This is a genomic window from Haloglomus irregulare (genome assembly GCF_007421925.1).
GTDB classification, from domain to species: Archaea; Halobacteriota; Halobacteria; order Halobacteriales; family Haloarculaceae; genus Haloglomus; species Haloglomus irregulare.
On sequence record NZ_QMDX01000001.1, the window covers coordinates 347947 to 369794 of the forward strand.

At 70.4% G+C, this 21848-nt stretch carries 25 protein-coding genes and 1 tRNA gene; 19 read left to right on the forward strand and 7 right to left on the reverse strand.

What is annotated here, in order from left to right; translation table 11 throughout:
* Genes DP107_RS01910 through secY form a run of 8 tightly spaced genes read left to right on the forward strand, consistent with a single transcriptional unit; the run spans position 1 to position 5490 of the window.
* Positions 1-537 carry a 50S ribosomal protein L6 gene (locus DP107_RS01910; RefSeq protein ID WP_144260441.1) on the forward strand — a complete coding sequence of 179 codons (537 nt, stop codon included), beginning with the start codon at positions 1-3 and terminating at the stop codon, positions 535-537.
* Positions 537-1379: a 50S ribosomal protein L32e gene (locus DP107_RS01915; RefSeq protein ID WP_144260442.1), complete on the forward strand. Its 843-nt coding sequence runs from the start codon at positions 537-539 to the stop codon at positions 1377-1379. Before DP107_RS01910 ends, DP107_RS01915 begins: the two co-directional genes overlap by 1 nt.
* The gene (locus tag DP107_RS01920; RefSeq protein WP_144260443.1) at positions 1376-1834 is read left to right on the forward strand and encodes a 50S ribosomal protein L19e; all 459 of its coding nucleotides are present in this window, start codon (positions 1376-1378) and stop codon (positions 1832-1834) included. The genes DP107_RS01915 and DP107_RS01920 overlap by 4 nt, the downstream gene beginning before the upstream one ends.
* Entirely contained in the window at positions 1835-2395 is a 561-nt protein-coding gene (locus DP107_RS01925; RefSeq protein ID WP_144260444.1) for a 50S ribosomal protein L18, read from the forward strand.
* Positions 2388-3029 (forward strand): 30S ribosomal protein S5, encoded by a 642-nt coding sequence (locus DP107_RS01930; RefSeq protein ID WP_144260445.1) that lies wholly within the window; start codon positions 2388-2390, stop codon positions 3027-3029. Before DP107_RS01925 ends, DP107_RS01930 begins: the two co-directional genes overlap by 8 nt.
* On the forward strand, positions 3029-3493 hold the full coding sequence (locus tag DP107_RS01935; RefSeq protein WP_144260446.1) for a 50S ribosomal protein L30: 465 nt from the start codon (positions 3029-3031) through the stop codon (positions 3491-3493). Before DP107_RS01930 ends, DP107_RS01935 begins: the two co-directional genes overlap by 1 nt.
* Positions 3490-4002 (forward strand): uL15m family ribosomal protein, encoded by a 513-nt coding sequence (locus tag DP107_RS01940; RefSeq protein ID WP_144260447.1) that lies wholly within the window; start codon positions 3490-3492, stop codon positions 4000-4002. The genes DP107_RS01935 and DP107_RS01940 overlap by 4 nt, the downstream gene beginning before the upstream one ends.
* A 3-nt stretch (positions 4003-4005) precedes the next feature.
* Positions 4006-5490, forward strand: a complete 1485-nt coding sequence (gene secY, locus DP107_RS01945; protein WP_144260448.1) for a preprotein translocase subunit SecY — start codon at positions 4006-4008, stop codon at positions 5488-5490.
* A gap of 436 nt (positions 5491-5926) precedes the next feature.
* Here the strand turns inward: secY and DP107_RS01950 are convergent, their stop codons facing one another.
* Positions 5927-6682, reverse strand: a complete 756-nt coding sequence (locus DP107_RS01950) for a hypothetical protein (RefSeq protein ID WP_144260449.1) — start codon at positions 6680-6682, stop codon at positions 5927-5929.
* A gap of 372 nt (positions 6683-7054) precedes the next feature.
* Positions 7055-7672, reverse strand: a complete 618-nt coding sequence (gene cmk / locus DP107_RS01955; RefSeq protein ID WP_144260450.1) for a (d)CMP kinase — start codon at positions 7670-7672, stop codon at positions 7055-7057.
* A 101-nt stretch (positions 7673-7773) separates the two neighbouring features.
* Here cmk and DP107_RS01960 point away from each other — a divergent pair, with 101 nt between their 5' ends.
* Positions 7774-8166 (forward strand): hypothetical protein, encoded by a 393-nt coding sequence (locus DP107_RS01960; protein WP_144260451.1) that lies wholly within the window; start codon positions 7774-7776, stop codon positions 8164-8166.
* Positions 8167-8581: 415 nt separating this feature from the next.
* On the opposite strand, the gene DP107_RS01965 is transcribed toward DP107_RS01960, so the two are convergent.
* Positions 8582-9337, reverse strand: a complete 756-nt coding sequence (locus tag DP107_RS01965) for an endonuclease V (protein ID WP_144260452.1) — start codon at positions 9335-9337, stop codon at positions 8582-8584.
* Between the two features lie 147 nt (positions 9338-9484).
* On the opposite strand from DP107_RS01965, the gene DP107_RS01970 reads away from it, so the two are divergent.
* The gene (locus tag DP107_RS01970; RefSeq protein ID WP_144260453.1) at positions 9485-11392 is read left to right on the forward strand and encodes a PAS domain-containing sensor histidine kinase; all 1908 of its coding nucleotides are present in this window, start codon (positions 9485-9487) and stop codon (positions 11390-11392) included.
* A gap of 7 nt (positions 11393-11399) precedes the next feature.
* Here the strand turns inward: DP107_RS01970 and DP107_RS01975 are convergent, their stop codons facing one another.
* A complete protein-coding gene (locus DP107_RS01975; RefSeq protein WP_144260454.1) occupies positions 11400-12320 on the reverse strand; it encodes a rhomboid family intramembrane serine protease in 921 nt (306 codons plus the stop codon).
* A gap of 154 nt (positions 12321-12474) precedes the next feature.
* Here DP107_RS01975 and DP107_RS01980 point away from each other — a divergent pair, with 154 nt between their 5' ends.
* The gene (locus DP107_RS01980; RefSeq protein WP_144260455.1) at positions 12475-13611 is read left to right on the forward strand and encodes a polymer-forming cytoskeletal protein; all 1137 of its coding nucleotides are present in this window, start codon (positions 12475-12477) and stop codon (positions 13609-13611) included.
* Between the two features lie 70 nt (positions 13612-13681).
* Here the strand turns inward: DP107_RS01980 and DP107_RS19740 are convergent, their stop codons facing one another.
* From DP107_RS19740 to DP107_RS01990, 3 genes are read right to left on the reverse strand one after another with little or no spacing between them, the layout of a single operon-like run.
* Complete coding sequence (locus DP107_RS19740) at positions 13682-13828, reverse strand: hypothetical protein (protein ID WP_185977129.1); 147 nt, start codon at positions 13826-13828, stop codon at positions 13682-13684.
* A gap of 42 nt (positions 13829-13870) precedes the next feature.
* Positions 13871-14284, reverse strand: a complete 414-nt coding sequence (locus DP107_RS01985; RefSeq protein WP_144260456.1) for an RNA-binding domain-containing protein — start codon at positions 14282-14284, stop codon at positions 13871-13873.
* Positions 14281-14910, reverse strand: coding sequence for an AAA family ATPase (locus tag DP107_RS01990; protein WP_144260457.1), 630 nt, complete (start codon positions 14908-14910; stop codon positions 14281-14283). The genes DP107_RS01985 and DP107_RS01990 overlap by 4 nt, the downstream gene beginning before the upstream one ends.
* 118 nt (positions 14911-15028) lie before the next feature.
* Here DP107_RS01990 and DP107_RS01995 point away from each other — a divergent pair, with 118 nt between their 5' ends.
* The 8 genes from DP107_RS01995 to folP all read left to right on the forward strand — a co-directional run bounded on the left by DP107_RS01995 (position 15029) and on the right by folP (position 21836).
* Entirely contained in the window at positions 15029-15412 is a 384-nt protein-coding gene (locus tag DP107_RS01995; protein WP_144260458.1) for a Rid family detoxifying hydrolase, read from the forward strand.
* Positions 15409-15657, forward strand: coding sequence for a hypothetical protein (locus DP107_RS02000; RefSeq protein ID WP_144260459.1), 249 nt, complete (start codon positions 15409-15411; stop codon positions 15655-15657). The genes DP107_RS01995 and DP107_RS02000 overlap by 4 nt, the downstream gene beginning before the upstream one ends.
* A gap of 27 nt (positions 15658-15684) precedes the next feature.
* Positions 15685-15765, forward strand: a tRNA-Ser gene (locus DP107_RS02005).
* A 134-nt stretch (positions 15766-15899) separates the two neighbouring features.
* Positions 15900-16289, forward strand: a complete 390-nt coding sequence (locus DP107_RS02010; RefSeq protein WP_144260460.1) for a DUF7383 domain-containing protein — start codon at positions 15900-15902, stop codon at positions 16287-16289.
* Between the two features lie 188 nt (positions 16290-16477).
* A complete protein-coding gene (gene thsB / locus DP107_RS02015) occupies positions 16478-18151 on the forward strand; it encodes a thermosome subunit beta (protein ID WP_144260461.1) in 1674 nt (557 codons plus the stop codon).
* A gap of 295 nt (positions 18152-18446) precedes the next feature.
* Positions 18447-18758, forward strand: a complete 312-nt coding sequence (locus DP107_RS02020) for a hypothetical protein (RefSeq protein WP_144260462.1) — start codon at positions 18447-18449, stop codon at positions 18756-18758.
* A 58-nt stretch (positions 18759-18816) separates the two neighbouring features.
* Complete coding sequence (gene arsN2, locus DP107_RS02025; RefSeq protein WP_144260463.1) at positions 18817-19260, forward strand: arsenic resistance N-acetyltransferase ArsN2; 444 nt, start codon at positions 18817-18819, stop codon at positions 19258-19260.
* Positions 19261-19319: 59 nt separating this feature from the next.
* On the forward strand, positions 19320-21836 hold the full coding sequence (gene folP / locus DP107_RS02030; protein ID WP_144260464.1) for a dihydropteroate synthase: 2517 nt from the start codon (positions 19320-19322) through the stop codon (positions 21834-21836).
* The last annotated feature ends 12 nt before the right edge of the window (positions 21837-21848 follow it).

Genomic DNA, 21848 nt, shown 5'->3' on the forward strand with positions numbered 1-21848 from the left:
ATGACACGAATCGAACTACCCGTACCGGAGGACGCAAGCGCCTCGATGGACCGGCTCGACCTCACGGTCGAGGGGCCCAACGGGAGCGTGACGCGCAAGCTCTGGTACCCGGATATCGACGTCTCGGTCGATGGCGACACCGTCGTCATCGAGGCCGAGGCCGAGGACGCGAAGACGAACGCCACGGCCGGCACCTTCGAGTCCCACGTCCGGAACATGTTCCACGGCGTGCTCGAGGGCTGGGAGTACGAGATGGAGGTCTTCTACTCCCACTTCCCGATGCAGGTCGCCGTCGAGGGTGAGGAGGTCGTCATCTCGAACTTCCTCGGCGAGAAGGCGCCGCGCCGGACCCCGCTCCGTGGCGACACGGAGGTCGAGGTCGACGGCGAGGAGGTACGGCTCCGCGGGAGCGATATCGAAGCGGTCGGTCAGACGGCCGCCGACATCGAGCAGCTGACCCGCGTGAACGACAAGGACGCCCGTGTGTTCCAGGACGGGGTCTACATCACCAGCAAGCCCTCCCGAGGTGACGCCTGATGGCCGACGACGAGGAGGCAGAGGAGGAACTCGAACGGATGGATGAAGAAGAGCCCACGGACGACGAGGAGGAGTTCGAGTTCGACAACGAGGAGTCCGCGGACACCGGGTCCGAGGATGCCGAGGGCGAGGACACGTCCGCGGACGCGGAGGACGAGTACACCGACCTGACCGACATCAGCGGCGTCGGGAACGCGAAGGCCGCGGCCCTCGAGGGCGCGGGCCACGAGACGATCGACGACGTCCGCCGGGCCTCCCAGGAGGAGCTGGCGGAGGTCGACGGCATCGGCAACGCGCTCGCCGCGCGCATCAAGGCCGACGTCGGTGGGCTTGAGGTCTCCGAGGAGACCGAGGCCGAGGTCGAGGCCGAGGAGCCCGCGGAGACCGACGAGGACGTGGAGACGGAGCTCCGTCCCCGCGGCCTGGTCGATAAGACGCCGGACCTGGACGAGGAGGAGGAGCGGCTGCTGGCCCAGCGCAAGCGCGTTGGCAAGCCGCAGTTCTTCCGCCAGGACTACCACAAGAAGAAGCGGACCCCGACCTCGTGGCGCCGCCCCCGCGGCGGCCTGTCCAAACAGCGCCGCGGCGTGAAGGGCAAGGGCGCCACGGTCGAGGCCGGGTTCCGGACGCCGAAGGCCGCCCGCGGCAAGCATCCCTCCGGCTTCGAGGAGGTCCGCGTGATGAACGTGGACGACCTCGAGGGTGTCGACGGGTCCCGCGAGGCGGTCCGCATCGGCTCCACGGTCGGTGCCCGGAAGCGCGAGCGCATCGAGGAGGAGGCCGAGGACCGCGACATCCGCGTCCTCAATCCGACCTACGAGGAGGTCGAGGTAGAGCAATGACCGACCTGAAAGCACAGAAGCGACTGGCCGCCGACGTCCTCGACGTGGGCAAGAACCGCGTCAAGCTGGACCCCGAGCAGCAGGGCGAGATCGCCGATGCCATCACGCGCGACGACGTGCGTGAACTCATCGACGAGGGCGCCATCCGCGTCGAGCCAAAGGGGGGCAACAGCCGCGGTCGTGCCCGCGAGCGTGCCGAGAAGCGCTCGTACGGCCACCAGAAGGGCCAGGGCACCCGCAAGGGGACCGCCGGCGGTCGCAACGACGAGACGGCCGAATGGCGGAGCAAGATCCGCGCGCAGCGGCGCCGCCTCCGCACGTATCGGCAGAACGGCGAACTGGACCCCACCGACTACCGCCAGGTCTACCGCATGGCAGGCGGTGGCGAATTCGACTCCGTCGCGGACGTGGAGCGCTACGTCCGCGAGAACTACGACGTTGGAGGTGACGACTGAATGGCGACAGGACCACGATACAAGGTGCCGATGCGGCGTCGGCGCGAGGCCCGAACGAACTACCACCAGCGGTTGCGCCTGCTGAAATCCGGCAAGCCGCGGCTGGTCGCTCGAAAGAGCAACCAGCACACCAGGGCGCAGCTGATCGTTCCGGGGGCGCAGGGTGACGGCACCCTCGCGTCGGCGACTTCGAACGACCTGCAGGAGTACGGCTGGGAGGCCCCCACGGGCAACCTGCCGGCGGCGTACCTGACCGGCCTGCTGGCCGGCAAGCGCGCCATAGAGGCCGGTCTGGAGGAGGCCGTCCTCGACATCGGGCTGAACACGGCGACGCCCGGCAACAAGGCGTTCGCCGTGCAGGAGGGCGCCATCGACGGCGGCCTCGAGGTGCCGCACAGCGACGACGTGTTCGCCGAGTGGCCTCGCACGCGCGGGGAGCACATCGCCGAGTACGCCGCGTCGCTGGACGAGCCGCTGTACAGCGGCGACTTCGACGCGACGGAGCTGCCGGACCACTTCGATACGGTCCGCGAGACCATCATGGAGGACATCAATGAGTAACGGCTGGGAACCCCAGACACGACTGGGCCGGAAGGTGGCCGAGGGCGAGATCAGCGACATGAAGACCGCCCTCGAGTCCGGGCTCCCGCTGAAGGAGCCCGAGATCGTCGACCAGCTCCTCCCGGGGCTGGAGGACGAGGTGCTGGACATCAACATGGTCCAGCGGATGACCGACTCCGGGCGCCGGGTCAAGTTCCGGTGCGTGGTCGTCGTCGGCAATCGTAACGGCTACATCGGCTACGCTGAGGGGCGTGACGACCAGGTCGGCGGTGCCATCCAGAAGGCCATCGGTATCGCGAAGCTGAACATGATCAAGGTCGAGCGCGGCGCCGGCTCGTGGGAGGACCGCTCCGAGCGGCCCCACTCGCTGGCCCGCAAGACCGAGGGGAAGGCCGGCTCCGTCACGGTGGAGCTCATCCCCGCCCCCGAGGGGCTGGGCCTCGCCGCGAGCGAGACCGTTCGGCACGTCCTCGAGCTGGCGGGCATCGAGAACGCCTGGACCAAGAGCCACGGTAACACCCGAACCACCCTCAACCTCGGCAAGGCGACCTTCGGCGCGCTGGAGAACGCCGCGAAGGCACGCGGTCCCCGCGCGCTGCGCGCCGAGGCCGACACCGGCGGGGTGAGCGACTGATGCGGGCCTTGGTCCAGCTCCGCGGCGAGGTCAACCAGGGCCAGGGCGTTCGGGACACGCTGGGGATGCTGAACCTCCACCGTGTCAACCACGCGACGCTCGTCCCGGAGACGGAGACGTACACCGGGATGGTGAACAAGGTGAACGACTGGGTGGCCCACGGCGAGCCCTCGACCGAGACGGTCGAGGCGCTCGTCCGTCGGCGCGGCGAGCCCGCCGAGGGCGATGCTGACATCGACGACGAGTGGGTGGCCGAGCACACGGACTACGACGACGTCGCGGCGCTGGCCGAGGCGCTCGCCGCCGAGGAGACCAAGCTCCAGGACGAGGGGCTCTCGCCGACGCTGCGGCTCCACCCGCCGCGTGGCGGTCACGACGGCATCAAGCATCCGGTCACGGAGGGTGGCGTCCTCGGCAAGCAGTCGACCGAGGAGATCGACCGGCTTCTGGAGGCGATGAGATGACATCCAAGAAACGACGACAGCGCGGCTCCCGCACGCACGGCGGGGGTTCGCACAAGAAGCGACGGGGCGCCGGCCACCGCGGCGGCCGCGGGCGTGCCGGCCGCGACAAGCACGAACAGTACCTCTACCCGCCGCTGGGCAAGTCCGGCTTCAAGCGCCCCCAGAAGGTACAGGAACAGGTCGAGACCATCAACGTCCGCGAACTCGACGAGGACGCGGTCGTCCTGGCCGCCGAGGGTGTGGCCGAGGAGACCGACGACGGCTACGAGGTCGACGTCCGCGATGTCGTCGAGGACGGCCACGATGCCGACGCCGTGAAGGTCCTCGCGGGAGGGCAGGTCCACGAGTCGCTCACCGTCCACGCGGACGCGTTCTCCGACGGGGCCCGCGAGGCCCTCGAGGCCGCGGGCGGCGAGGCGGTCCTCACCGAGCGCGGCGAGGAGCGCCAGGCCGAGGCGGCAGCCGAGGAGGCCGAAGAAGATACAACGGACGAGACCAACGGGAACTAACGAATGAGCTGGAAGGAGACCGCCGAACCAGTGCTCACGCGGATGCCCGGCGTCGAGCGGCCGGAGGGTCACGTCCCCTTCCGGCGCAAGCTCGCATGGACAGGGGGCATCCTCGTGCTGTACTTCTTCCTCACGAACGTGTTCATCTACGGACTCGCGAGTGGGGGCGGCAACGACGCGTTCGGGCAGTTCCGGACCATCCTCGCGGGCGGGCAGGGAACCGTCTTACAGCTCGGAATCGGTCCGATCGTCACCGCATCCATCGTGCTGCAGCTACTCGGCGGTGCCGACCTGCTCGGCCTGAACACCCAGGAGAACCCGCGGGACCAGGCGCTCTACCAGGGGCTCCAGAAGCTGCTGGTGGTCGTCATGTGCGTCCTGACGGGGCTACCGATGGTCTTCGCCGGCGGGTTCCTGCCCGCCAGTCCGCAGCTCGCCCAGCAGCTGGGCATCGGTCTGACCGGCGTGCGGTGGCTGATGTTCGGCCAGATCCTCGTCGGCGGTCTCCTCATCCTGTTCATGGACGAGGTCATCTCGAAGTGGGGCGTCGGCTCCGGTATCGGCCTGTTCATCATCGCCGGCGTGAGCCAGCGCCTCATCGGCGGCTTCTTCGGCGTGCCCGGCGTCACCGCGAACCCGGGGTTCTTCTACAACTGGTACACCATCATCGTCGGTGAACAGCAGCTCGGGGCCGTCCTCTCCTCGCAGGGCATCCTCAACCTGCTCATCGAACCCGGGCAGATCCTGTTCCTGTTCACGACGGTCGCCATCTTCGCTGTCGTCGTCTACGCCGAGTCCGTCCGGGTCGAGATCCCGCTCTCGCACGCCCGCGTCAAGGGCGCACGGGGCCGGTTCCCGGTCAAGCTCATCTACGCCAGCGTCCTGCCGATGATCCTCGTCCGGGCGCTTCAGGCCAACATCCAGTTCCTCGGGCGCATCCTCAACTCCCAGTGGGCCGGGATGCCCGCCTGGCTGGGCACCTACGCGACCAGCGGCGGCGGGACCGCCGAACCGGTCGGCGGGCTGTTCTACTTCCTGGCACCCATCTACAGCTACCAGGACTGGATGTGGTTCCTCGGGACCACCTCCAACCCGCCGAGCATGATTATTGGCCGGGTGTTCGTGGACCTGTTCATCATGGTCGTCGGGGGCGGTATCTTCGCCATCTTCTGGGTCGAGACCGCGGACATGGGCCCGGAGGCGACCGCCCAGCAGATCCAGAACTCGGGGATGCAGATCCCCGGGTTCCGGCAGTCGCCGGGCGTCATCGAGAAAGTGCTCGAGCGGTACATCCCGCAGGTGACCGTCATCGGCGGCGCGCTGGTCGGGCTGCTGGCCGTCATGGCCAACATGCTCGGGACCATCGGCGCCGTCTCCGGGACGGGCCTGCTGCTGACCGTCTCCATCACCTACAAGCTCTACGAGGAGATCGCCGAGGAGCAGATGATGGAGATGCATCCGATGATGCGGGAGGTCTTTGGCGACTGACAATTCGACGAAGTTCAGTCCGCTAAACGGTTCTCCAATCCGGTTTCCCTCGACTCTCTCACCGGATAGCTGCCACCCGATCGGCGCTCCGCCGTCCACCGAGCCGAGGAACGAGAGCCCTGTTCTAGGTAACGGTCTCCGGTGACCGGATTACGAGTTTGAGACTACGGGGTCCTGCGAGGGCCGATCCAAGGGGTGAACTAACTGACGCGACCGTGGCCGACTCGTGTCCCGAGTCGACCAGCCCCGGGATACGTGCCTGACAGCTGCCAGGACCGTTGTGACCGATACGGAGGCTACGTTCAGCAGAGCGGTCCGACGGACCGCACTACTGGTCGCACGAGGAGGTGTTACTCGAGGAAACGGGTACTGACTGTCAGCAATCGCCGGAGAACGAGCGTGACCGGGACGCGAACAACCTGCTGCCACTGATGGCTCAAGAAGCGTTTCTCTCCACTGGTGTCACAGTAGCATCCGGTTGGTACTCGTACGTCACTCGAACCTGAGCCGAGTCCCTGATAACTCCGTTTAGCAGATAGTCTCCCCACGACTTCGCGCTAACGAGTTCGTAGGACAGATCCGCTGACAGGAGCCGGCGTGTATCGGCATCAACCACGATTTCGCCTGAGGGGTTCGTCAGGTGAACCGTCTGCTCACCGATGTTCTCAGTTCTCACGAACGACGACGATGGTTCGTAGAGGACGACTGTGTTATTGCGCCGTGTCTCGGTCCCGACCCGCTCGTACTCAGGGACCTGCAGATAGGTCATCACTAGCGAACCGTTCCACCACTCCTCGGGTTCCGGTTGCTCTCGTGCCGCTTCAACGACCGCCACTCCCTCCGACCGGTTCACGATCTCCGAGTCGCTGTGCGCGTCCACGACTCGGTCCACGACGGACTCGTTCGCGGCTTCAACCCGGTACACGGACTCCTCCGAGCCGTTCCAGTACCGGACACCGGTAACGGTAGCGAACGTCACCTCTGTCCGGATAGCTCCCCGTTCGGAAACGGCTATCGAACGCTTTTCGACTACATCCCCTTCCGAGTAGAACGTCCCCCCGGACTGCCCCGTTGCGACCGTCGGACTGAAGCGGTCAGCAGTCGTCGTTGCTGGCGGGCCAAGAGTGAAACTACCACCGAAGCCAACGGCGAGGAGCCCTGCGACGGCAACGACTGCGATCCTGTATCTCACGTACTAGCGCTCAGCCGAATCTGATAAAGCTCTGATGACCACCCACTGATGCGACCCGCGCAACCCGTCGTTTCCACGTCTGAGATACGCACCCGCTATTCGGCAGGGCGCTCGGGAAATGCTACCTCCACGGACAGTACAGCCCACGGAGGACAGCGACGCCGGAGTGGCCCCTCTCGCTTCGTAGATGCAACGCTACCAGTTCCGGACCTGTGTACACGCTGGGTAGCAGATCCGTGAGCACGCGGCAGGTCTTCGGGGACCAGCCGCCGGGTGCTCGTTCGCCGAGCGGCCCCGCAACTTCTGCGTTCGACGTCCTCGCGGATAGTCGCTGATGGACTGACGCTCGGCCACGCGTCGGGCCGAGGGCGCTTACGCGCTCGGGCCCAGCTCCGTCTCGCCCTCGGGGTCGGGCAGGGTGATGGCGTTGGTGAACGCGCCCTCGTCGTGCTCGTGCTCGTACTCGCGGATGGCGTTCATGATGATCTCCACGATGGACTCGCGCGACCAGCGCGCGGTGTTGAGCGACAGGTCGTAGAACGAGGTGTCGGTGACGTCGACGCCGTAGGCGCGCTCGAAGCGGCCGATCTCCTGGACCTCGCGCACGCGCATCTCGGACTCCATCTCCTCGCGGTCGGCGGTCCGGTCCACGCGGATCTCCTCGGGGGCGTCGAGCCAGATCCGCATGTCCGCGCGGTTACCGGCCAGCCAGCCGGCCAGCCGGGACTCCAGCACGAACCCCTTGTTCGAGGCGCCCCACACCTCGGCGACGCGCTGGAGCCGGCGGTCGATGAGGCGGTCGATCTCCGGGTCCTCGTCCGCCTTCGCCGAGAACTGCGTGAGGCTCATCTCACGCTCCGCGGCGAGTTCCCGGAACACCTCGCCGCCGTCGACCCGCTGAACCCCGAGTGTCTCGGCCAGTTCCCGGGACGTGCTCGACGCGCCGCTGCCCGGCGGCCCCGACACCGTGATGAGGAGGTTGTGCTCCATACTGGAACGCGAGGGGGCACCCGCCTGTATATTACGGTACCGCGGCGTCGGCCTCCCGGTTCGCCGGCAGACCGAAACCGTTGGCGCTGCAAAGCCCGGCCATGCTCGCCACCGATCCCGCCGACCGGCGGCGGTTGTTCGCCCGCGAGGTCGCCGCCCACCGCTCGCGCGACGACGGCGTGACCTTCGCCGCCACCAGCGCCGGGGGCGGCTGCAGCCCGCGCCTGGCCTACGGCGACCGCATCGTCTCGATGGACCTCTCCGATGCGGCCGTCTCCCGGCGGGCTGCCCGCGACGCCCTCGACGAACTGCTGAGCGAGTTCCCCGTCTTCAAGCTCAAACAGCCCGAGACCCGCCGCGCCAGCGGGGGGGAGGTGTACGTCTCCGCGCTCGCCGACGCCAAGCGCGTCGCCGACTTCCTCGAGGCCTGCTTCCGGGACGTCCACGGGCTCGGGCCCGACTACGAGGCAGCCGTCGAGGTCGGCGACGGCTGAACCGACCCCGGTCGGCCGGCGGGCCGGATTCCGGACGGACGCCGACCGCCCTCCACCCGCCTCCTGGGGACGGCGGCCTCCGTCCCCGCCGTCGGCCGGTATGCTGACACGACGAACGGTACTGGTCTGGGGTCTCCGGCTGGCATCGGGAGCGACGAGGAGACGGCGAACCCGAGTTCGGTGGCGCGGACGGCGGCGAGTGTGCGAAGCCCGGTTCGCTCGTCCAGCGGCTCCCTGGCGGGGTGGGCGTCGCCTCCATCCGGGGCGTCCGCATCGGGTGCGAGACTCCCGCGTCCCGTTCGGGGCCGTGATGCTGGAGCGGTGAACGGGCGCAGTTGGGCAGTATATCTCTCGAATCGTGGACGATAGACGGATATGTCGCCTGTATCGTGTCTGTTCCCGATTTTCCACCGTTCTACTTCATCTCGTCGGCGTACGCGTCGGCCAGTCGCGTCGGCTCGGGGAGCTTGTAGTCGCCGCCACAGCGCGCGACGACGCCGACGGCGGTCTCGGCGCCGATCCGGTGACCGGGGCTGACGTACAGCGGGTTGATGCGCCGGGAGTCGGGGAACTGCCGGCTCTGGTATACGTACCCGATGACCGTCCCGACCGGGGCGTCGACGTCGTCGTCCTCGCGGACCTCGATGGGGACCCGCGCGGTCTCGGGGAGCGCGTCGACGGAACCGCGGGGGGTACCACAGAGCAGCGACTTGGCGACGCCGACGCTGGGAACGTCCAGCGCCGTGCCGACGTGGGTCGCGAGCCCGGCCTGCCGGAAGTGGAGGCGGCCGCTGCCGTCGAACAGTGCCAGGTCGGGGTCGTGGTCGAGCGTCCCGAACGCCGCGAGGATGGGGCCGGCCTCCCGGAAGGAGAGCAGTCCCGGGACGTACGGGAAGTCGACCTCGACGGCGGCGTGGGTGCGTTCGACGACCTCGCCCCCGCGCCAGCAGACGATGGCGCTCACGGCCACCGTCGGGTCGCGGTCGGTTCGGAACGCCTGGTCCACGCCCGCGACGACCGGCGCCTCGGGGTCCCCGTCGCCGACGCGGGCGGGGTCGAAGGGGAGGTCGTCGCCGAAGACGGCCGCGTCGGCGATGTCGCGCTGGAGCGCCTCCATCGCCGCGCGAGAGAGGCTCGGGTCCGGGTCGAAGCGGGCGGGAGGCTCGCGCATCGGCCGGGTGTTGGCGGGCCACGGGCAAGGAACCTGTCGTCCCGCGCCGGACGAACGCGACGTGGGGGGAACGCTTAATCGGTGACGTGTGCAAGCCGGCGTATCAGGGGCGACTCAGGGATGGGAGTGGAGTGGGGTCGCGACTCGGTGGGAATCGAGGGGCCGCCGTCGGCCCCGGAGTGCTGCCTGGCGCTCGTCGCGATCGGGTACGCCGCCGCGGCCGCCGCCGTCACGCCGCGACCGCCGGCCGAGGGGCTGGCACTCTGGCTCGTCGACGCGGCCGCGACGGTCGGGCTCGCGGCGGTGGCACTGGCGGCAGCGGTGGCGCTGTGGCGCTCGACCGTGTCGCGGGCGAGTCGGTGGCGCGTCGCCGGCGGCTATCTCGGCGGGCTGGCGGCCGCGACGACACTGCTCGCGGTCGCGACCGCCGCCACCGCGGCCGTCCCGGCGCTTTCGGCCGCCCGACCGCCGCTCGGCCCCGAGACGCTACAGCCGGGGTCCGGGCTGGTCGCCGTCGGGAACGTCGGGGGCGTGGTCGGACTCCTCGCCGGGCGACGGTGGGCCGGACGGACGGCCCGGCGGCGGGCCCCGTCGCTGCTTCTGGACGACGCCCCGGCCGCGGTCTGGCTGTTCCGGCCGGACGCCTCCGAGTCGCTCTACGTCAGTCCGTCGTACGAGCCGCTGTTCGGCCAGTCGACGGAGACGGTCGGCACCGACCCGTCGGCCATCGTCGAGGCGGCCCATCCCGAGGACCGCGGGACGCTGTCCGCGGCGATGAACCGGGTCGCGGACGGCGATACCGTCGACCTGGAGTTCCGGCCGGACGCGGACACGGGGGCCGGCTGGGTATGGCTCTCGGGCTGGCCAGTCCGCCGGGACGACGAGGTGGTGGCGGTCGCCGGCGTCGCCCACGACATCACGGACCGTCGCCGCCACCGGGAGCAGCTCGCCAGCCTCCACGACGCCACCCGCCGGCTGTTCCGCGCCGGGACCGTCGCCGAGGCCGCCGACATCGCGACCGAGGCCGCCGAGGCGGTGCTCGGCCTCCCCGTCAACACCGTCTGGCTGTACGACGAGGCGGCCGACGAGCTGGTGCCCGCCGCGACGACGGAGGCCCACGACGCCGGCGAGCGGTCGCTCCCGATGTTCCGGGCCGGCGACAGCCTGGCCCGCGAGGTGTTCGACTCCGGGGAGCCACAGGTGTACGACGACGTCCGCTCGGCCCCCGGCGGGACCGAGGTGGTCCCGACCCGGAGCGAACTCGTCATCCCGCTCGGCGAGTTCGGCGTGTTCATGGCCGGCTCGACCGGGGCCGACCAGTTCGACGCCCGCCAGGTCTCGCTGGCGAAGGTGCTCGCGGCCAACGTCGAGGTGGCGCTGGCCCGCATCGAGCAGACCGACGAACTCCGCGCGAGCCGGCGGGAGCTAGAGCGGCGCAACGAGCGCCTCGACCAGTTCGCCGGCATCGTCAGCCACGACCTCCGGAACCCGCTCGCGGTGGCCCGGGGCTACACCGAACTCCTCCAGGAGGACGCCGACTCCGAGCACGTCGCGACCGTGGAGGAGGCCCTGGCGCGGATGGAGGCGCTCATCGAGGACCTGCTGACGCTCGCTCGCGAGGGCGAGGCCATCGACGAGCTGGAGCCGGTGCCGCTCGGCGACGTGGCCCGCCGGTCGTGGGGGAACGTGCGGACCGACGGCGGGGGGCTCGTGGTCGAGACCGAGGATGTCATCCGAGGCGACCGCGACCGGCTCGCACAGCTGTTCGAGAACCTCTTCCGGAACAGCGTAGAGCACGGCGCGATGGACGACGGCGTGACGGTCACGGTCGGCACACTGCCGGACGGGTTCTACGTCGAGGACGACGGCCCCGGCATCCCGCCCGGCGAGCGCGACGACGTCTTCGATGCCGGGTACTCCACCGCGGACGACGGGACCGGGCTCGGGTTGAGCATCGTCCGGACCATCGCCGACGCGCACGGTTGGTCGGTTTCGGTCACGACGGGCGCGGACGGCGGCGCCCGGTTCGAGCTGACGGGCGTCGACCTCGAGTAGCAGCCGTTCAGAACGGTCCGCGGCCGCCACCGCCCCCGCCCCGTCGCATCCCGCCGCCGAGCTGGAGCTCGTCGGCGGGCCCCCTGACCTCGCCCTTCACGTACTGGCCGTAGGCCAGTCCGAGGACGAGCCCGGAGAGGTGGGCGATGTGGGCGACGTTGCTGAGGGCGTTGGTGGTCCCCAGTGCGCCGAACACCGACAGTCCGGCGTAGCCGAACGTGAGCAGCCAGATGGGGACGGGGAGGATGAAGTAGAGGTACACCTTCAGGCCCGGGTTCAGCACCGTCAGGACGCCGAGGATGGCCATGATGGCGCCGCTGGCACCCAGGACGCCCGTGACGGGGTCGCCGATGAGGAGGCCGAAGGTGATCTGGCCGAGCCCCGCGAGCATCCCGGTGACGAGGAACAGCGCGGCGAAGCGCTTCGAGCCGAGCCGTCGCTCCACGACGGGCCCGAAGAAGTACAGCACGATGCCGTTCCCGAGGATGTGGAAGAACGTGCTCGGGGAGTGCGAGAAGACGGAGGTGACCCAGGTCCAGACGTACTCCGGATTGTCGGAGGTGAGCACGAAGATATCCCGGAACGCCCCCCGGCCGAGGGTGAACAGCACGACGAACTCCAGGATGAAGACGACGAACATGATCGCGAGGAACGTATACGAGACGTTCCCGCGGACGTAGCCCAGCGGGCCGCCCGTGCTCGTCGCCGACGAGAGGCGGTCGGAGAGGCCGCCACCGCCGCCCCGGGTGTCGTCGTTGACGCTGTCGTCGAACCCGGAGTCGAACACGCCGTCGGGGTCGTTCCAGTCGTTCAGTCCCGTACAGGAGTGGTTCTCGGGCAGTCGGTGTTCGGAACAGTAGTTCCCGCCACACCGGTTACAGCGGTACGGCATGTCTACGTGCTTCCCACACACGTCGCAGGAGGCCATTATCAGAGAGGTGGCGAGGCCCACGCAAAGGGGTTGGGGTCCACGGCGCGTCGTCGACACGGGCGCCCCGTTCGGGCGGAGTCGTCATGCGTCCGTCAGACGGCCGTCGTGCGCGGCGGCGGGGTTTATTTTCCGTGACTCGCAACGAAGCCGCGTGTCACTTCGCTCGGACCCGCTGGACCGGCTGCAGATTCCGGACGGCACGACCGTCGAGGAACACGACCTCGTGGCACACGGGGACGTGGTCGTCGGCGGCCAGTCCACGGTCGAGTTCGGAGTCCGCGGGCGGAACGTCTACGCCGGCGAGCGGGTCCGCTTCGGCGGCGACATCGAAGCCGACGGGGAGTGCCGGCTGGACGTCTGGTGCGACGTCAAGGGGAACGTGCTCGTCGGCGACGACGCCTACCTCGGCGAGCGGGTCCACGTCGGCGGCCAGCTCATCGTCTCGGGCGACCTCGACATCGGCGACGACGTCGACATCGAGAAGGGGTTCGAGGCGAACGGCTGGATCGTCATCCGGAACCCGATGCCGACGGTCGTGTTCCTGTTCATCTACCTCTCGCAGCTGCTGCGGCTCGGCCGCGACGAGGACGCCGAGGAGGTCGTCGACGAGTTCCTGACCGACGACCGCGAGCACGAACCCGTACTGGTCCCCCGCGGCGCGCGGGTCTCGGACGACGCCTGGAAGGTGTCGACGCCGGCGACGGTCGGCGCCGACTGCCGGCTCCACGGCAACGTCCGGGCCGAGTCCATCGAGGTCGGCGCCCGGACGGAGCTGTTCGGCTCGCTGCGCGCGAAGGGCGACATCACGGTCGCGTCCGACGCCGTCGTTCACGGCGACGTGACGACCCGCGGCGGCGACGTGACCATCGCCCCCGGTGCCCACGTCCGCGGCGACGTGGCCTGCGAGAACCTCGACCTCCACGACGACGCCGAGGTCGACGGCGCCATCCGCGCCCGCGGCGCGATGAACATCGTCCGCGACGAGGCGGCCGACGCCGCCGCCGACCCGACCGAGGTCGTCCACGACTCCATCCCCGCCGTTGACACCGCCCCGGACCCGCGGGACGTATCGACGAACGCTACGTCCGCCGTCCGCCAGGTCGACGAGACGGACGACGAACTCGTCCCGGCCGTCCGACGTGTCGATGAGCCGGACGAGGAACCTGCGGAGGAGGCGTCGGGGAGCGAGGGGGACGGCGACGACCCGGACTACAGCACCTCGGCGCCGGAACCCGCGACGAACGGGCACGGCCTGTCGAGCGCCATCGCCGAGGCCGAGAGGCGGTAGGACGTGGGTGGCGGAGGGGGTGCGAGGTCGGTGGTATCCGCCCGTTGCTACCGATAGCAGGGTACCGTCATCAGGCGAGGCTCTGGACTCCGGTGATGAGCCCCTCGAACATCCGGACGAGACCGGCGATGACCGAGTCGAAACCGGGCGCGTTCGTGATGTCGGTCGGCGGGGTCTGTAAGGCCGCCGCCGGTGCAGCCGTGAGGACGACCAGCACGAGCAGTCCCCCGGAATCGCCGGAGTGGGCGGCCTGCGCCGGTCAGTCCTCGACGGGGCGCCCGTCCTCCGTCGGGGGGGCGACGTGGTCGATGTAGTCCTCGACCGACGGCTCGGTGACGGTCACCCGGACGTGGATGTCGCCCAGCTCCGCCGGGTCGCCGACGGCGAAGTTGACGACCCCCTGGAAGGCGGCCTGCTTCTTCAGGTCGAAGGAGAACGTATCCCCCCGGCGGTCGGCGAGGAACTGGCCGCGCGCGGTGTCGAGGATCTCCTGGTCGTGCAGCAGCTCCGAGAACGTCTCCATGCCGTGGGCCTCCCCCAGGAGTTCGCCGTGGCCCTCCGTGACGTCGGCCTCCGGGAACAGGTTGGTGACGGCATCCCGGACGCGGTCGGTCACCTCCGTCGGCCTGACGGGCGCCGTGATCTGGACGTCGACGCTGTACACGTCGGTCACGTGGCATCACCGTCCGTCCCCGCGGCCTCGGCGGCCTCGGCGCCGGGGCTCTCGCGCCAGTCGTAGCCCTCGTCGCCCGGGACGGCGTCGACACCGTCCTCGATGACGCTCCGGGCGCGGTCACGGAGGCGCTCCAGCGAGTCGACGTTCGCGACGACGAGGTCCGCGCGGTCCATCGCCCGGCCCATGCCGAAGCCGAGTTCGCGGGCGTCGCGCTCGGCCAGGGTCTCGCGGTCGGTGTTGTCGCGGCCGCGGTCGACGACCCGCTCCTCGCGGACCTCGTATGGGGCCTCGACGCTCACCAGCGAGAAGTCGTCGCCGAAGGCGTCCTCGAAGGCGTCGACCTCGACGTCCGAGCGGAGCCCGTCGACGAGCACGGCCGCGGCGTCCGTCAGCGCCTCGCGGACCAGCGGCAGTGACCGCTCGGCGATCGCGGCGGGGCCGTGCTCCTCGCGGAGCGCCCGCGCGACCGCGCCGTGATGGTCGGCGGGGTCGAGCCCGCGGTCGCGGCACTCCGCCCGGATGACGTCGCCCATCGTGACGACCGGGACGCCGACCTCGCGGGCCACTGCGGCGAACTCCCCCTTCCCACTCCCCGCCAGCCCGACGGTTCCGATGACGCGCATTGGTTGCCCGGCCCTTCTCGGGGTCCGGGGTTAACGGCTACGCTCCGGGTCGCGGCGCCGCGCGTCCCCCGGAGCGGCGCACCCGGGCTTTAACGCGGCGGCCGCACGTACGCCGCCCATGTCCAAGGACATCGTCCACACCGACGACGCGCCCGCCGCGGTCGGGGCGTACAGCCAGGCGACCACGAACGGCGACCTCGTCTTCACGGCCGGGCAGATCCCCCTCACGCCGGACGGCGACCTGCTCGACGACGCGCCGGTGGCCGCACAGACCGAGCAGGCGCTCGACAACCTGCTCGCGGTGCTCGGCGAGGCCGGGGCGACCGCCGGGGATGTCCTGAAGACGACCGTCTTCCTCGCAGATATCGACGAGTTCGAGGCGATGAACGAGACGTACGCCAGCTACTTCCGCGAGGAGCCGCCGGCGCGGTCGGCGGTCCAGGCCGGCGCGCTGCCGAAGGGCGTCGCCGTGGAGATCGAGGCGGTCGCGCTCGTGGAATGAGACCGCTGACGAAGTCGAGCCTCCTCTGGGGTGCCCTCGGCGCACTCACCTTCCTCGCGGGCGTGCAGGCGCTCCAGCTCCTGACCTCGGCGACCGTCTCGGTCGCGGTCGCGCTGGGTGTCGCGGCCGTCGTCGGCGTCGTCGCGGCCGGCGTCTCCCACTGGCTCGAACGGCGGCTCGGGCCCGCGTTCGCGGCTCGAACGGAGGAAGGCGGGCCGACGACCGGGGAGAAGGAACAGCCTTAAGCGCCGCAGTGGGCTACGCCAGACCGAGCCGGGATGGCCGAGTGGTAAGGCGCACGCCTGGAAAGCGTGTTCCCTCTGGGATCCAGGGTTCAAATCCCTGTCCCGGCGTTCTCGCGACGAGACACTCCGTTCCGGAGGGCCGCCGGTGTGTCGAACATCTGCGCCCTCGGGACGGGTCGGCGCGGGTGGCCGGGCGGGCGGGTAGCGCCGTACCTATATCCGCCCCCGCCGAGGCTCCGCCCATGTCACGCCGGGCCAACTACGCGCTGGTGAACGTCATGTCGCAGTTGGGGGAGACCGCGGACGCCCTGGACACCCCGTGGGCGGAGTTCGCGGGGAACGCGACGGCACCGCAGGGGTTCGAGGTCCCGACCGACGACCCGACGGAGGCGTTCGTGCAGTTGCAGGCGTACGACGTGGGGACGTTCGGCCACGAGATCGTCGTGAACGGCGAGCCGCTCTCCGGGTTCGACATCCCGCCGTCGCCGGGCTGGCAGTGCTGGATGGACTCCGTGTCGGGCACCTCGCTGACTGGCGGCGAGAACACGCTGCGGGTCCGTCGGGACGACACCACCGAGGACGCGTTCGTCGTCGGGACGGCGACGGTCCACTGGAAGGAGCCCGTCGACTGAGTACATAAACCCCGGGCAGCGCGTCCCGGCGGGTGGCGACCACCCCGTGTGACAGCGTGGCGCACGAACCGCGGCTTTGGGGCCGTCGTACGGTGTTTTCCGGCGTTAACCCGCGCGCTCCGGCCGACATCGGGAGCACCGTCGGACCGCAGCGATTATATAGAATCACATTCAATCACGAGATGACCATGAGCCAGCAGCGAATGCAGGGACAGCCGATGATCGTTCTCGGCGAGGACTCCCAGCGGATGAAGGACGAGGACGCGCAGGGCCACAACATCGAGGCGGCCCGGGCGGTCGCCGAGTCGGTACGGACAACGCTCGGCCCGAAGGGGATGGACAAGATGCTCGTCTCCTCGATGGGTGACGTCACCATCACGAACGACGGCGTCACCATCCTCCAGGAGATGGACATCGACAACCCGACGGCCTCGATGATCGTCGAGGTCGCGGAGACACAGGAGGACGAGGCCGGCGACGGCACCACGACGGCCGTCGCGGTCGCGGGCGAGCTCCTGAAGAACGCCGAGGACCTGCTCGAGCAGGACATCCACCCGACGGCCATCATCCGTGGCTTCCACCTCGCCAGCGAGGAGGCCCGCGCACAGGTCGACGAGGTCGCCACCGAGGTCGACGCCGACGACACCGAGCTCCTGACGAAGCTCGCCGAGACCTCGATGACGGGCAAGGGCGCCGAGCAGCACAAGAGCCTGCTCGCGCAGCTCATCGTCGACGCCGTCGGCGCCGTCACCGTCGAGGCCGAGGACGGTTCCCACGTCGTCGACCTGGAGTTCGTGAAGATCGAGACCCAGACCGGCCGCTCCGTGAGCGACTCCGAGCTGCTCCACGGCGCCGCCATCGACAAGGACCCGGCCCACCCGGACATGCCCGGCGAGGTCGAGGACGCCGACGTCCTCCTCGTGAACGAGCCCATCGAGGTCGAGGAGGCCGAGGCCGACGCCCAGATCAACCTGGATTCCCCCGACCAGCTCCAGGAGTTCCTCGACAAGGAGGAGGAGCGCCTGCAGGAGAAGGTCCAGCAGATCGCCGACGCGGGCGCCGACGTCGTCTTCTGCCAGAAGGGCATCGACGACCTCGCCCAGCACTACCTCGCCAAGGAGGGCATCCTCGCGGCCCGCCGCGTCAAGAAGTCCGACCTGCAGTTCCTGAAGGAGGTCACGAGCGCCAACATCGTCTCCGACCTGGACGACTTCTCGGGCGCGGACCTGGGCCACGCCGACGTCACCCGCGACGACGAGGACGACATGTTCCTCGTCGAGGGCGGCGACGACGCCTACGGCGTCACGGTCGTCATCCGCGGCTCCACCGACCACGTCGTCGACGAGACCGAGCGCGGCATGGGTGACGCGCTCGACGTCGTCGCCAATACGGTCGCCGACGGTCGCGTCCTCGCCGGCGGCGGTGCCGCCGAGGTCGAGGTCGCGCGCCGCCTGCGCGACTTCGCCGACTCCGTCGAGGGGCGCGAGCAGATGGCCGTCGAGGCCTTCGCCGACTCGCTGGAGCTCGTCCCCCGCGTCCTCGCGGAGAACGCCGGACTCGACTCCATCGACACCCTGGTCGACCTGCGCGCCGCCCACGCTGACGGTGACGCCCACGCCGGGCTCAACGTCTTCAGCGGCGACGTGGTCGACACGTTCGACGCCGGCGTCGTCGAGCCGGCCCACGCCAAGGAGCAGGCGCTCTCCAGTGCGACGGAGGCCGCCACACTCGTCCTGAAGATCGACGACATCATCGCCGCCGGCGACCTCTCCACCGAGGGCGAGGAGGAGGAGGGCGGCCCCGGCGGCGGCGGCATGGGCGGCATGGGCGGGATGGGCGGCGGGATGGGCGGGATGATGTAAACGCGCTTTCCGGCCCGGACGTCCCCACACCTGCCTTCGGCGGGCGCTGCGTGCCCTCGTGCCGATGTCTCCGAAAGTCGTGGATCTTCGGGAGGCCGGGACGGCTCCGCCATCTCGAACCCAACCGCGCTCGCTCCGCTCGCGCGGATGCAGCCGATATCCGTCCCGGTGCGCTGGGATTCCTGTCTTCTATCCGGCATTATACGCAATTCAGCCTACCAGGGCCCAAACTGTAGCAATATCCGGTAGACACCCCGGCCATCACACTCATAACCGACCACGGTCGAGGGGAGGTATGCGCAGTCTCACTGAACTGGTCCCCTGGCGGTATCTGGCGGCGGCCGTGGTCGTGCTGTTGCTGGGTGTCGGGGTCGGGTTGGTCGGGACCTGGCAGCTGCTGGTGGCGGTCGCGGGAGGCACCACGCTCCTGGCGCTGCTGGAGGTGGCGCTCCCGTATCTGGTGGCGCTCGCGGTGCTGGCGCTGGTCGAGGTGGTCGTCGTGGTCGCGGCGCTGGTGAAGGTGGCCCGGGCGGTGTCGAGTGAGGACATCGATAGCGACCGGCTGCGGGCGACCGTCGAGCGGATCCGGCGGCGGCTGTCGGTGTAGCTGCGGGCAACTGTGGCGTACCCGATGAGCTAACGGGCCGGGCGGCGAAGGACCGCGTATGTCCCCGAGCCTCACCCTCCACCGGGCCGACGAGGCGGGTGCACTGGACTACGTGGAGCGACTGCTCTCGCGGGCGGACCTGCCGACCGCCGACGTCCGCGAGCAGGCGGGAGCGTTCCGGGTCGCGACGGTCGCGGGCGAGCGGGTCGGCGTCGGTGGTGTCGAGCGCCACGGTCGGGACGGGTTGGTGCGGTCGGTAGTCGTGGAGCCGTCGGCCCGGGGCCAGGGGGTCGGTGCGGCGCTGGTGGCGGCGCTGGCCGACGAGGTGAGGGCGGCGGGCGTCGAGCGGCTCTTCGCGCTCACGACGGACGCGGCAGCGTTCCTCGCGGCGCAGGGGTTCGAGCCGGTGGCCCGTGAGTCGGTTCCCGAGCGGATTCGAGGGACGGCCCAGTTCGCGTCACTGTGTCCGGATTCGGCGACGGTCATGCGGCGGTCGGCGTAGCGCCGGATGGCATCGGTGAGTCCGACAGTCTGAAGCGCCTCCCAGGGCTGTTCGGGAGTATGGACTACCACGAGGCGGCGAACTTCCTGTTCGACCTTCGCCGGTACTCCCCCCGGGCCGGCGTGGCGTCCACGGAGCGCCTCCTCGCGCAGGTCGGCGACCCGCACGCCGCCGTCCCGTGCGTGCAGGTGGCCGGGTCGAACGGGAAGGGCTCGACCGCCCGGATGGTCGAGCGCTCGCTCCGCGAGGCCGGCCTCGACGTGGGGCTGTACACGTCGCCGCATCTGGACGACCTCCGCGAGCGGATCCTCGTGAACGACCGCCGAATGACGAAGACCGCGGTGTGCGAGTTCGCCGAGGCTGTCGAGGGGTACATCACCGAGCGGGCGGGCGCGGGCGAGTCGCCGACCTTCTTCGAGACGGTGACCGCGATGGCACTGTGGGAGTTCGCCCGGGCGGACGTGGACGTAGCGGTGCTCGAGGTCGGCATCGGCGGGAAGCACGACGCCACCAGCGTCGTCGACCCGGTGGCCAGTGCCGTGACCAGCGTCACGCTCGAACACGCCGACGTCCTGGGCGATACGGAGGCCGAGATCGCCCGCGACAAGGCTCACGTCGCCCCCACCGACCGGCCGCTCGTGACCGGCGTGACGGGCGAGGCGCTCGCGGCCGCCCGGACGGTGGCCGACGAGCGGGCGGGCGTGCTGACCGTCGGGACGGCCGAGGGGGCGGACGAGGCCGACGACCGCGAGACGGCCCCGGACGTGACCGTCGACTACCACGGCCGCGAGGGTATCGAGGGGGTGGCCACCCTGGCGGGGCCGGACTGGTCGCTCGACGCCCGACTGGCGCTGCTGGGCGCCCATCAGGCCCGGAACGCCGGCGTCGCGGCCGCGCTCGTCCGCCAGACCCTCCACGCGCTCCGCGACGGGGACCCGGCAGTCGACGTCGACGCCGCGCTGCGGACGGGCCTGCGGAACGCCCACTGGCCCGGCCGGTTCGAGGTGCTCTCGCGGGACCCGCTGGTCGTGCTCGACGGGGCACACAACCCCGGGGGCTGCCGGGCGGTCGCCGGGACGCTCGCGGAGTTCGAGGACTCGTTCGACGACCTGCGGCTCGTCGTCGGCGCGATGGCCGACAAGGACCACGCCGGGATGGCTGCCGCGCTCCCGCCGGCCGCGGTGTACGCCTGCCGGCCGGACGTGGACCGCGCGGAGGCGACGAGCGCGCTCGCGGCCGCCTTCGAGGCGAGCGGGAAGCACGGCCCCGTCGACCAGGCGGGGAACGTCCCGGGGGCGCTGGCGGCCGCGCTCGACGACGCCGACGGGGACGACGCCGTCCTCGTCACGGGTTCGCTCTACACGGTCGCGGAGGCCCGGACCCGGTGGACCCGGCTCCACGTCCCCAAGCGGGTCGAGGACCTGCCGACCGCCGAGGCGACACTGCGGGACGCGAACGTCACCGGGCCGGGCGTCTGGCGGATGCGGGGCAAGACGGTCCACCGGACGCTGAAGACCCGCGTCCGGGTGCGGCAGGCGGAGTATCTCAAACAGGAGATGCTGTCGCTGGGCGGGGAGTGCGCCACCTCGGGGCTCTCCCGGCAGGACGAGGAGCCGGTCGACGTGGTGCTGTCGGGGACGCTCGCGCAGTTCAACCGCCTTGTCGAGAAGCTGGACGGTCAGCCGTACGGCCTCTCCGAGCTGGGCGAGGAGTTCCGACAGCGGCTCGGCATCCGGACCGACCCCGACCGCGCGGCCCGCGAGCAGGGCTACCCCTGGGGCGACGGCACCGCGGTCATGGGTATCCTCAACGTGACGCCGGACTCGTTCCACGACGGGGGCGAGTTCGTCGCGGTCGACGACGCCGTCGCCCGCGCGGAGGCGATGGTCGAGGCCGGCGCCGGCATCGTCGACGTGGGCGGCGAGTCCACGCGGCCGGGCGCCGAGCCGGTCCCCGCCGAGGATGAACGCGACCGGGTCGTCCCGGTCATCGAGCGGATCGCCGACCTGGACGCGATGGTGAGCATCGACACCCGGAAGGCGTCGGTCGCGGAGGCGGCCCTCGACGCGGGCGCCGACCTGCTCAACGACGTCTCCGGGCTGGAGGACCCCGCGATGCGGCTGCTCGCGGCCGAGCGCGACGTCCCCGTCGTCGTGATGCACTCGGTGAACGCGCCGGTCGACCCGGACGTCGAGGTTGCGTACGACGACGTCGTGGAGGACACGCTCGCCGGGCTGGTCGAGCGGGTGCTGCTCGCCGAGAAGGCCGGGCTCGACCGGTCGCAGATCCTCGTCGACCCCGGCCTGGGCTTCGGGAAGCGCCGCCACGAGAGCTTCGAGCTGCTGGGCCGGCTCGACGAGTTCCGCGCGCTCGGCTGTCCCGTTCTCGTCGGCCACTCCCACAAGTCGATGTTCGAGCTGGTGGGGTCCGGCCCCGACGAGCGGCTGGCCCCGACGGTCGCCGCGACGGCGCTGGCGGCCGCCCGCGGCGCGGACGTGGTCCGGGTCCACGACGTGGCGGAGAACGTCGCCGCCGTCCGGACCGCGGAGGCCGCGGACCAGCCCGACGACGTCTGACCGAGGGGCGAA

Bases quoted from the DNA above. Each gene is read 5' to 3' on its own strand.
- DP107_RS01995 (WP_144260458.1), top strand. From the start codon at position 15,029: ATGTCCAAGGACATCGTCCACACCGACGACGCGCCCGCCGCGGTCGGG.
- DP107_RS01915 (WP_144260442.1), top strand. From the start codon at position 537: ATGGCCGACGACGAGGAGGCAGAGGAGGAACTCGAACGGATGGATGAA.
- DP107_RS01920 (WP_144260443.1), top strand. From the start codon at position 1,376: ATGACCGACCTGAAAGCACAGAAGCGACTGGCCGCCGACGTCCTCGAC.
- DP107_RS01975 (WP_144260454.1), bottom strand. From the start codon at position 12,320: ATGGCCTCCTGCGACGTGTGTGGGAAGCACGTAGACATGCCGTACCGC.
- thsB (WP_144260461.1), top strand. From the start codon at position 16,478: ATGAGCCAGCAGCGAATGCAGGGACAGCCGATGATCGTTCTCGGCGAG.
- DP107_RS02000 (WP_144260459.1), top strand. From the start codon at position 15,409: ATGAGACCGCTGACGAAGTCGAGCCTCCTCTGGGGTGCCCTCGGCGCA.
- DP107_RS01960 (WP_144260451.1), top strand. From the start codon at position 7,774: ATGCTCGCCACCGATCCCGCCGACCGGCGGCGGTTGTTCGCCCGCGAG.
- cmk (WP_144260450.1), bottom strand. From the start codon at position 7,672: ATGGAGCACAACCTCCTCATCACGGTGTCGGGGCCGCCGGGCAGCGGC.
- DP107_RS01935 (WP_144260446.1), top strand. From the start codon at position 3,029: ATGCGGGCCTTGGTCCAGCTCCGCGGCGAGGTCAACCAGGGCCAGGGC.
- DP107_RS01910 (WP_144260441.1), top strand. From the start codon at position 1: ATGACACGAATCGAACTACCCGTACCGGAGGACGCAAGCGCCTCGATG.
- DP107_RS01940 (WP_144260447.1), top strand. From the start codon at position 3,490: ATGACATCCAAGAAACGACGACAGCGCGGCTCCCGCACGCACGGCGGG.
- DP107_RS01965 (WP_144260452.1), bottom strand. From the start codon at position 9,337: ATGCGCGAGCCTCCCGCCCGCTTCGACCCGGACCCGAGCCTCTCTCGC.
- DP107_RS01930 (WP_144260445.1), top strand. From the start codon at position 2,388: ATGAGTAACGGCTGGGAACCCCAGACACGACTGGGCCGGAAGGTGGCC.
- arsN2 (WP_144260463.1), top strand. From the start codon at position 18,817: ATGTCCCCGAGCCTCACCCTCCACCGGGCCGACGAGGCGGGTGCACTG.
- DP107_RS02010 (WP_144260460.1), top strand. From the start codon at position 15,900: ATGTCACGCCGGGCCAACTACGCGCTGGTGAACGTCATGTCGCAGTTG.
- secY (WP_144260448.1), top strand. From the start codon at position 4,006: ATGAGCTGGAAGGAGACCGCCGAACCAGTGCTCACGCGGATGCCCGGC.
- DP107_RS02020 (WP_144260462.1), top strand. From the start codon at position 18,447: ATGCGCAGTCTCACTGAACTGGTCCCCTGGCGGTATCTGGCGGCGGCC.
- folP (WP_144260464.1), top strand. From the start codon at position 19,320: ATGGACTACCACGAGGCGGCGAACTTCCTGTTCGACCTTCGCCGGTAC.
- DP107_RS01925 (WP_144260444.1), top strand. From the start codon at position 1,835: ATGGCGACAGGACCACGATACAAGGTGCCGATGCGGCGTCGGCGCGAG.
- DP107_RS01990 (WP_144260457.1), bottom strand. From the start codon at position 14,910: ATGCGCGTCATCGGAACCGTCGGGCTGGCGGGGAGTGGGAAGGGGGAG.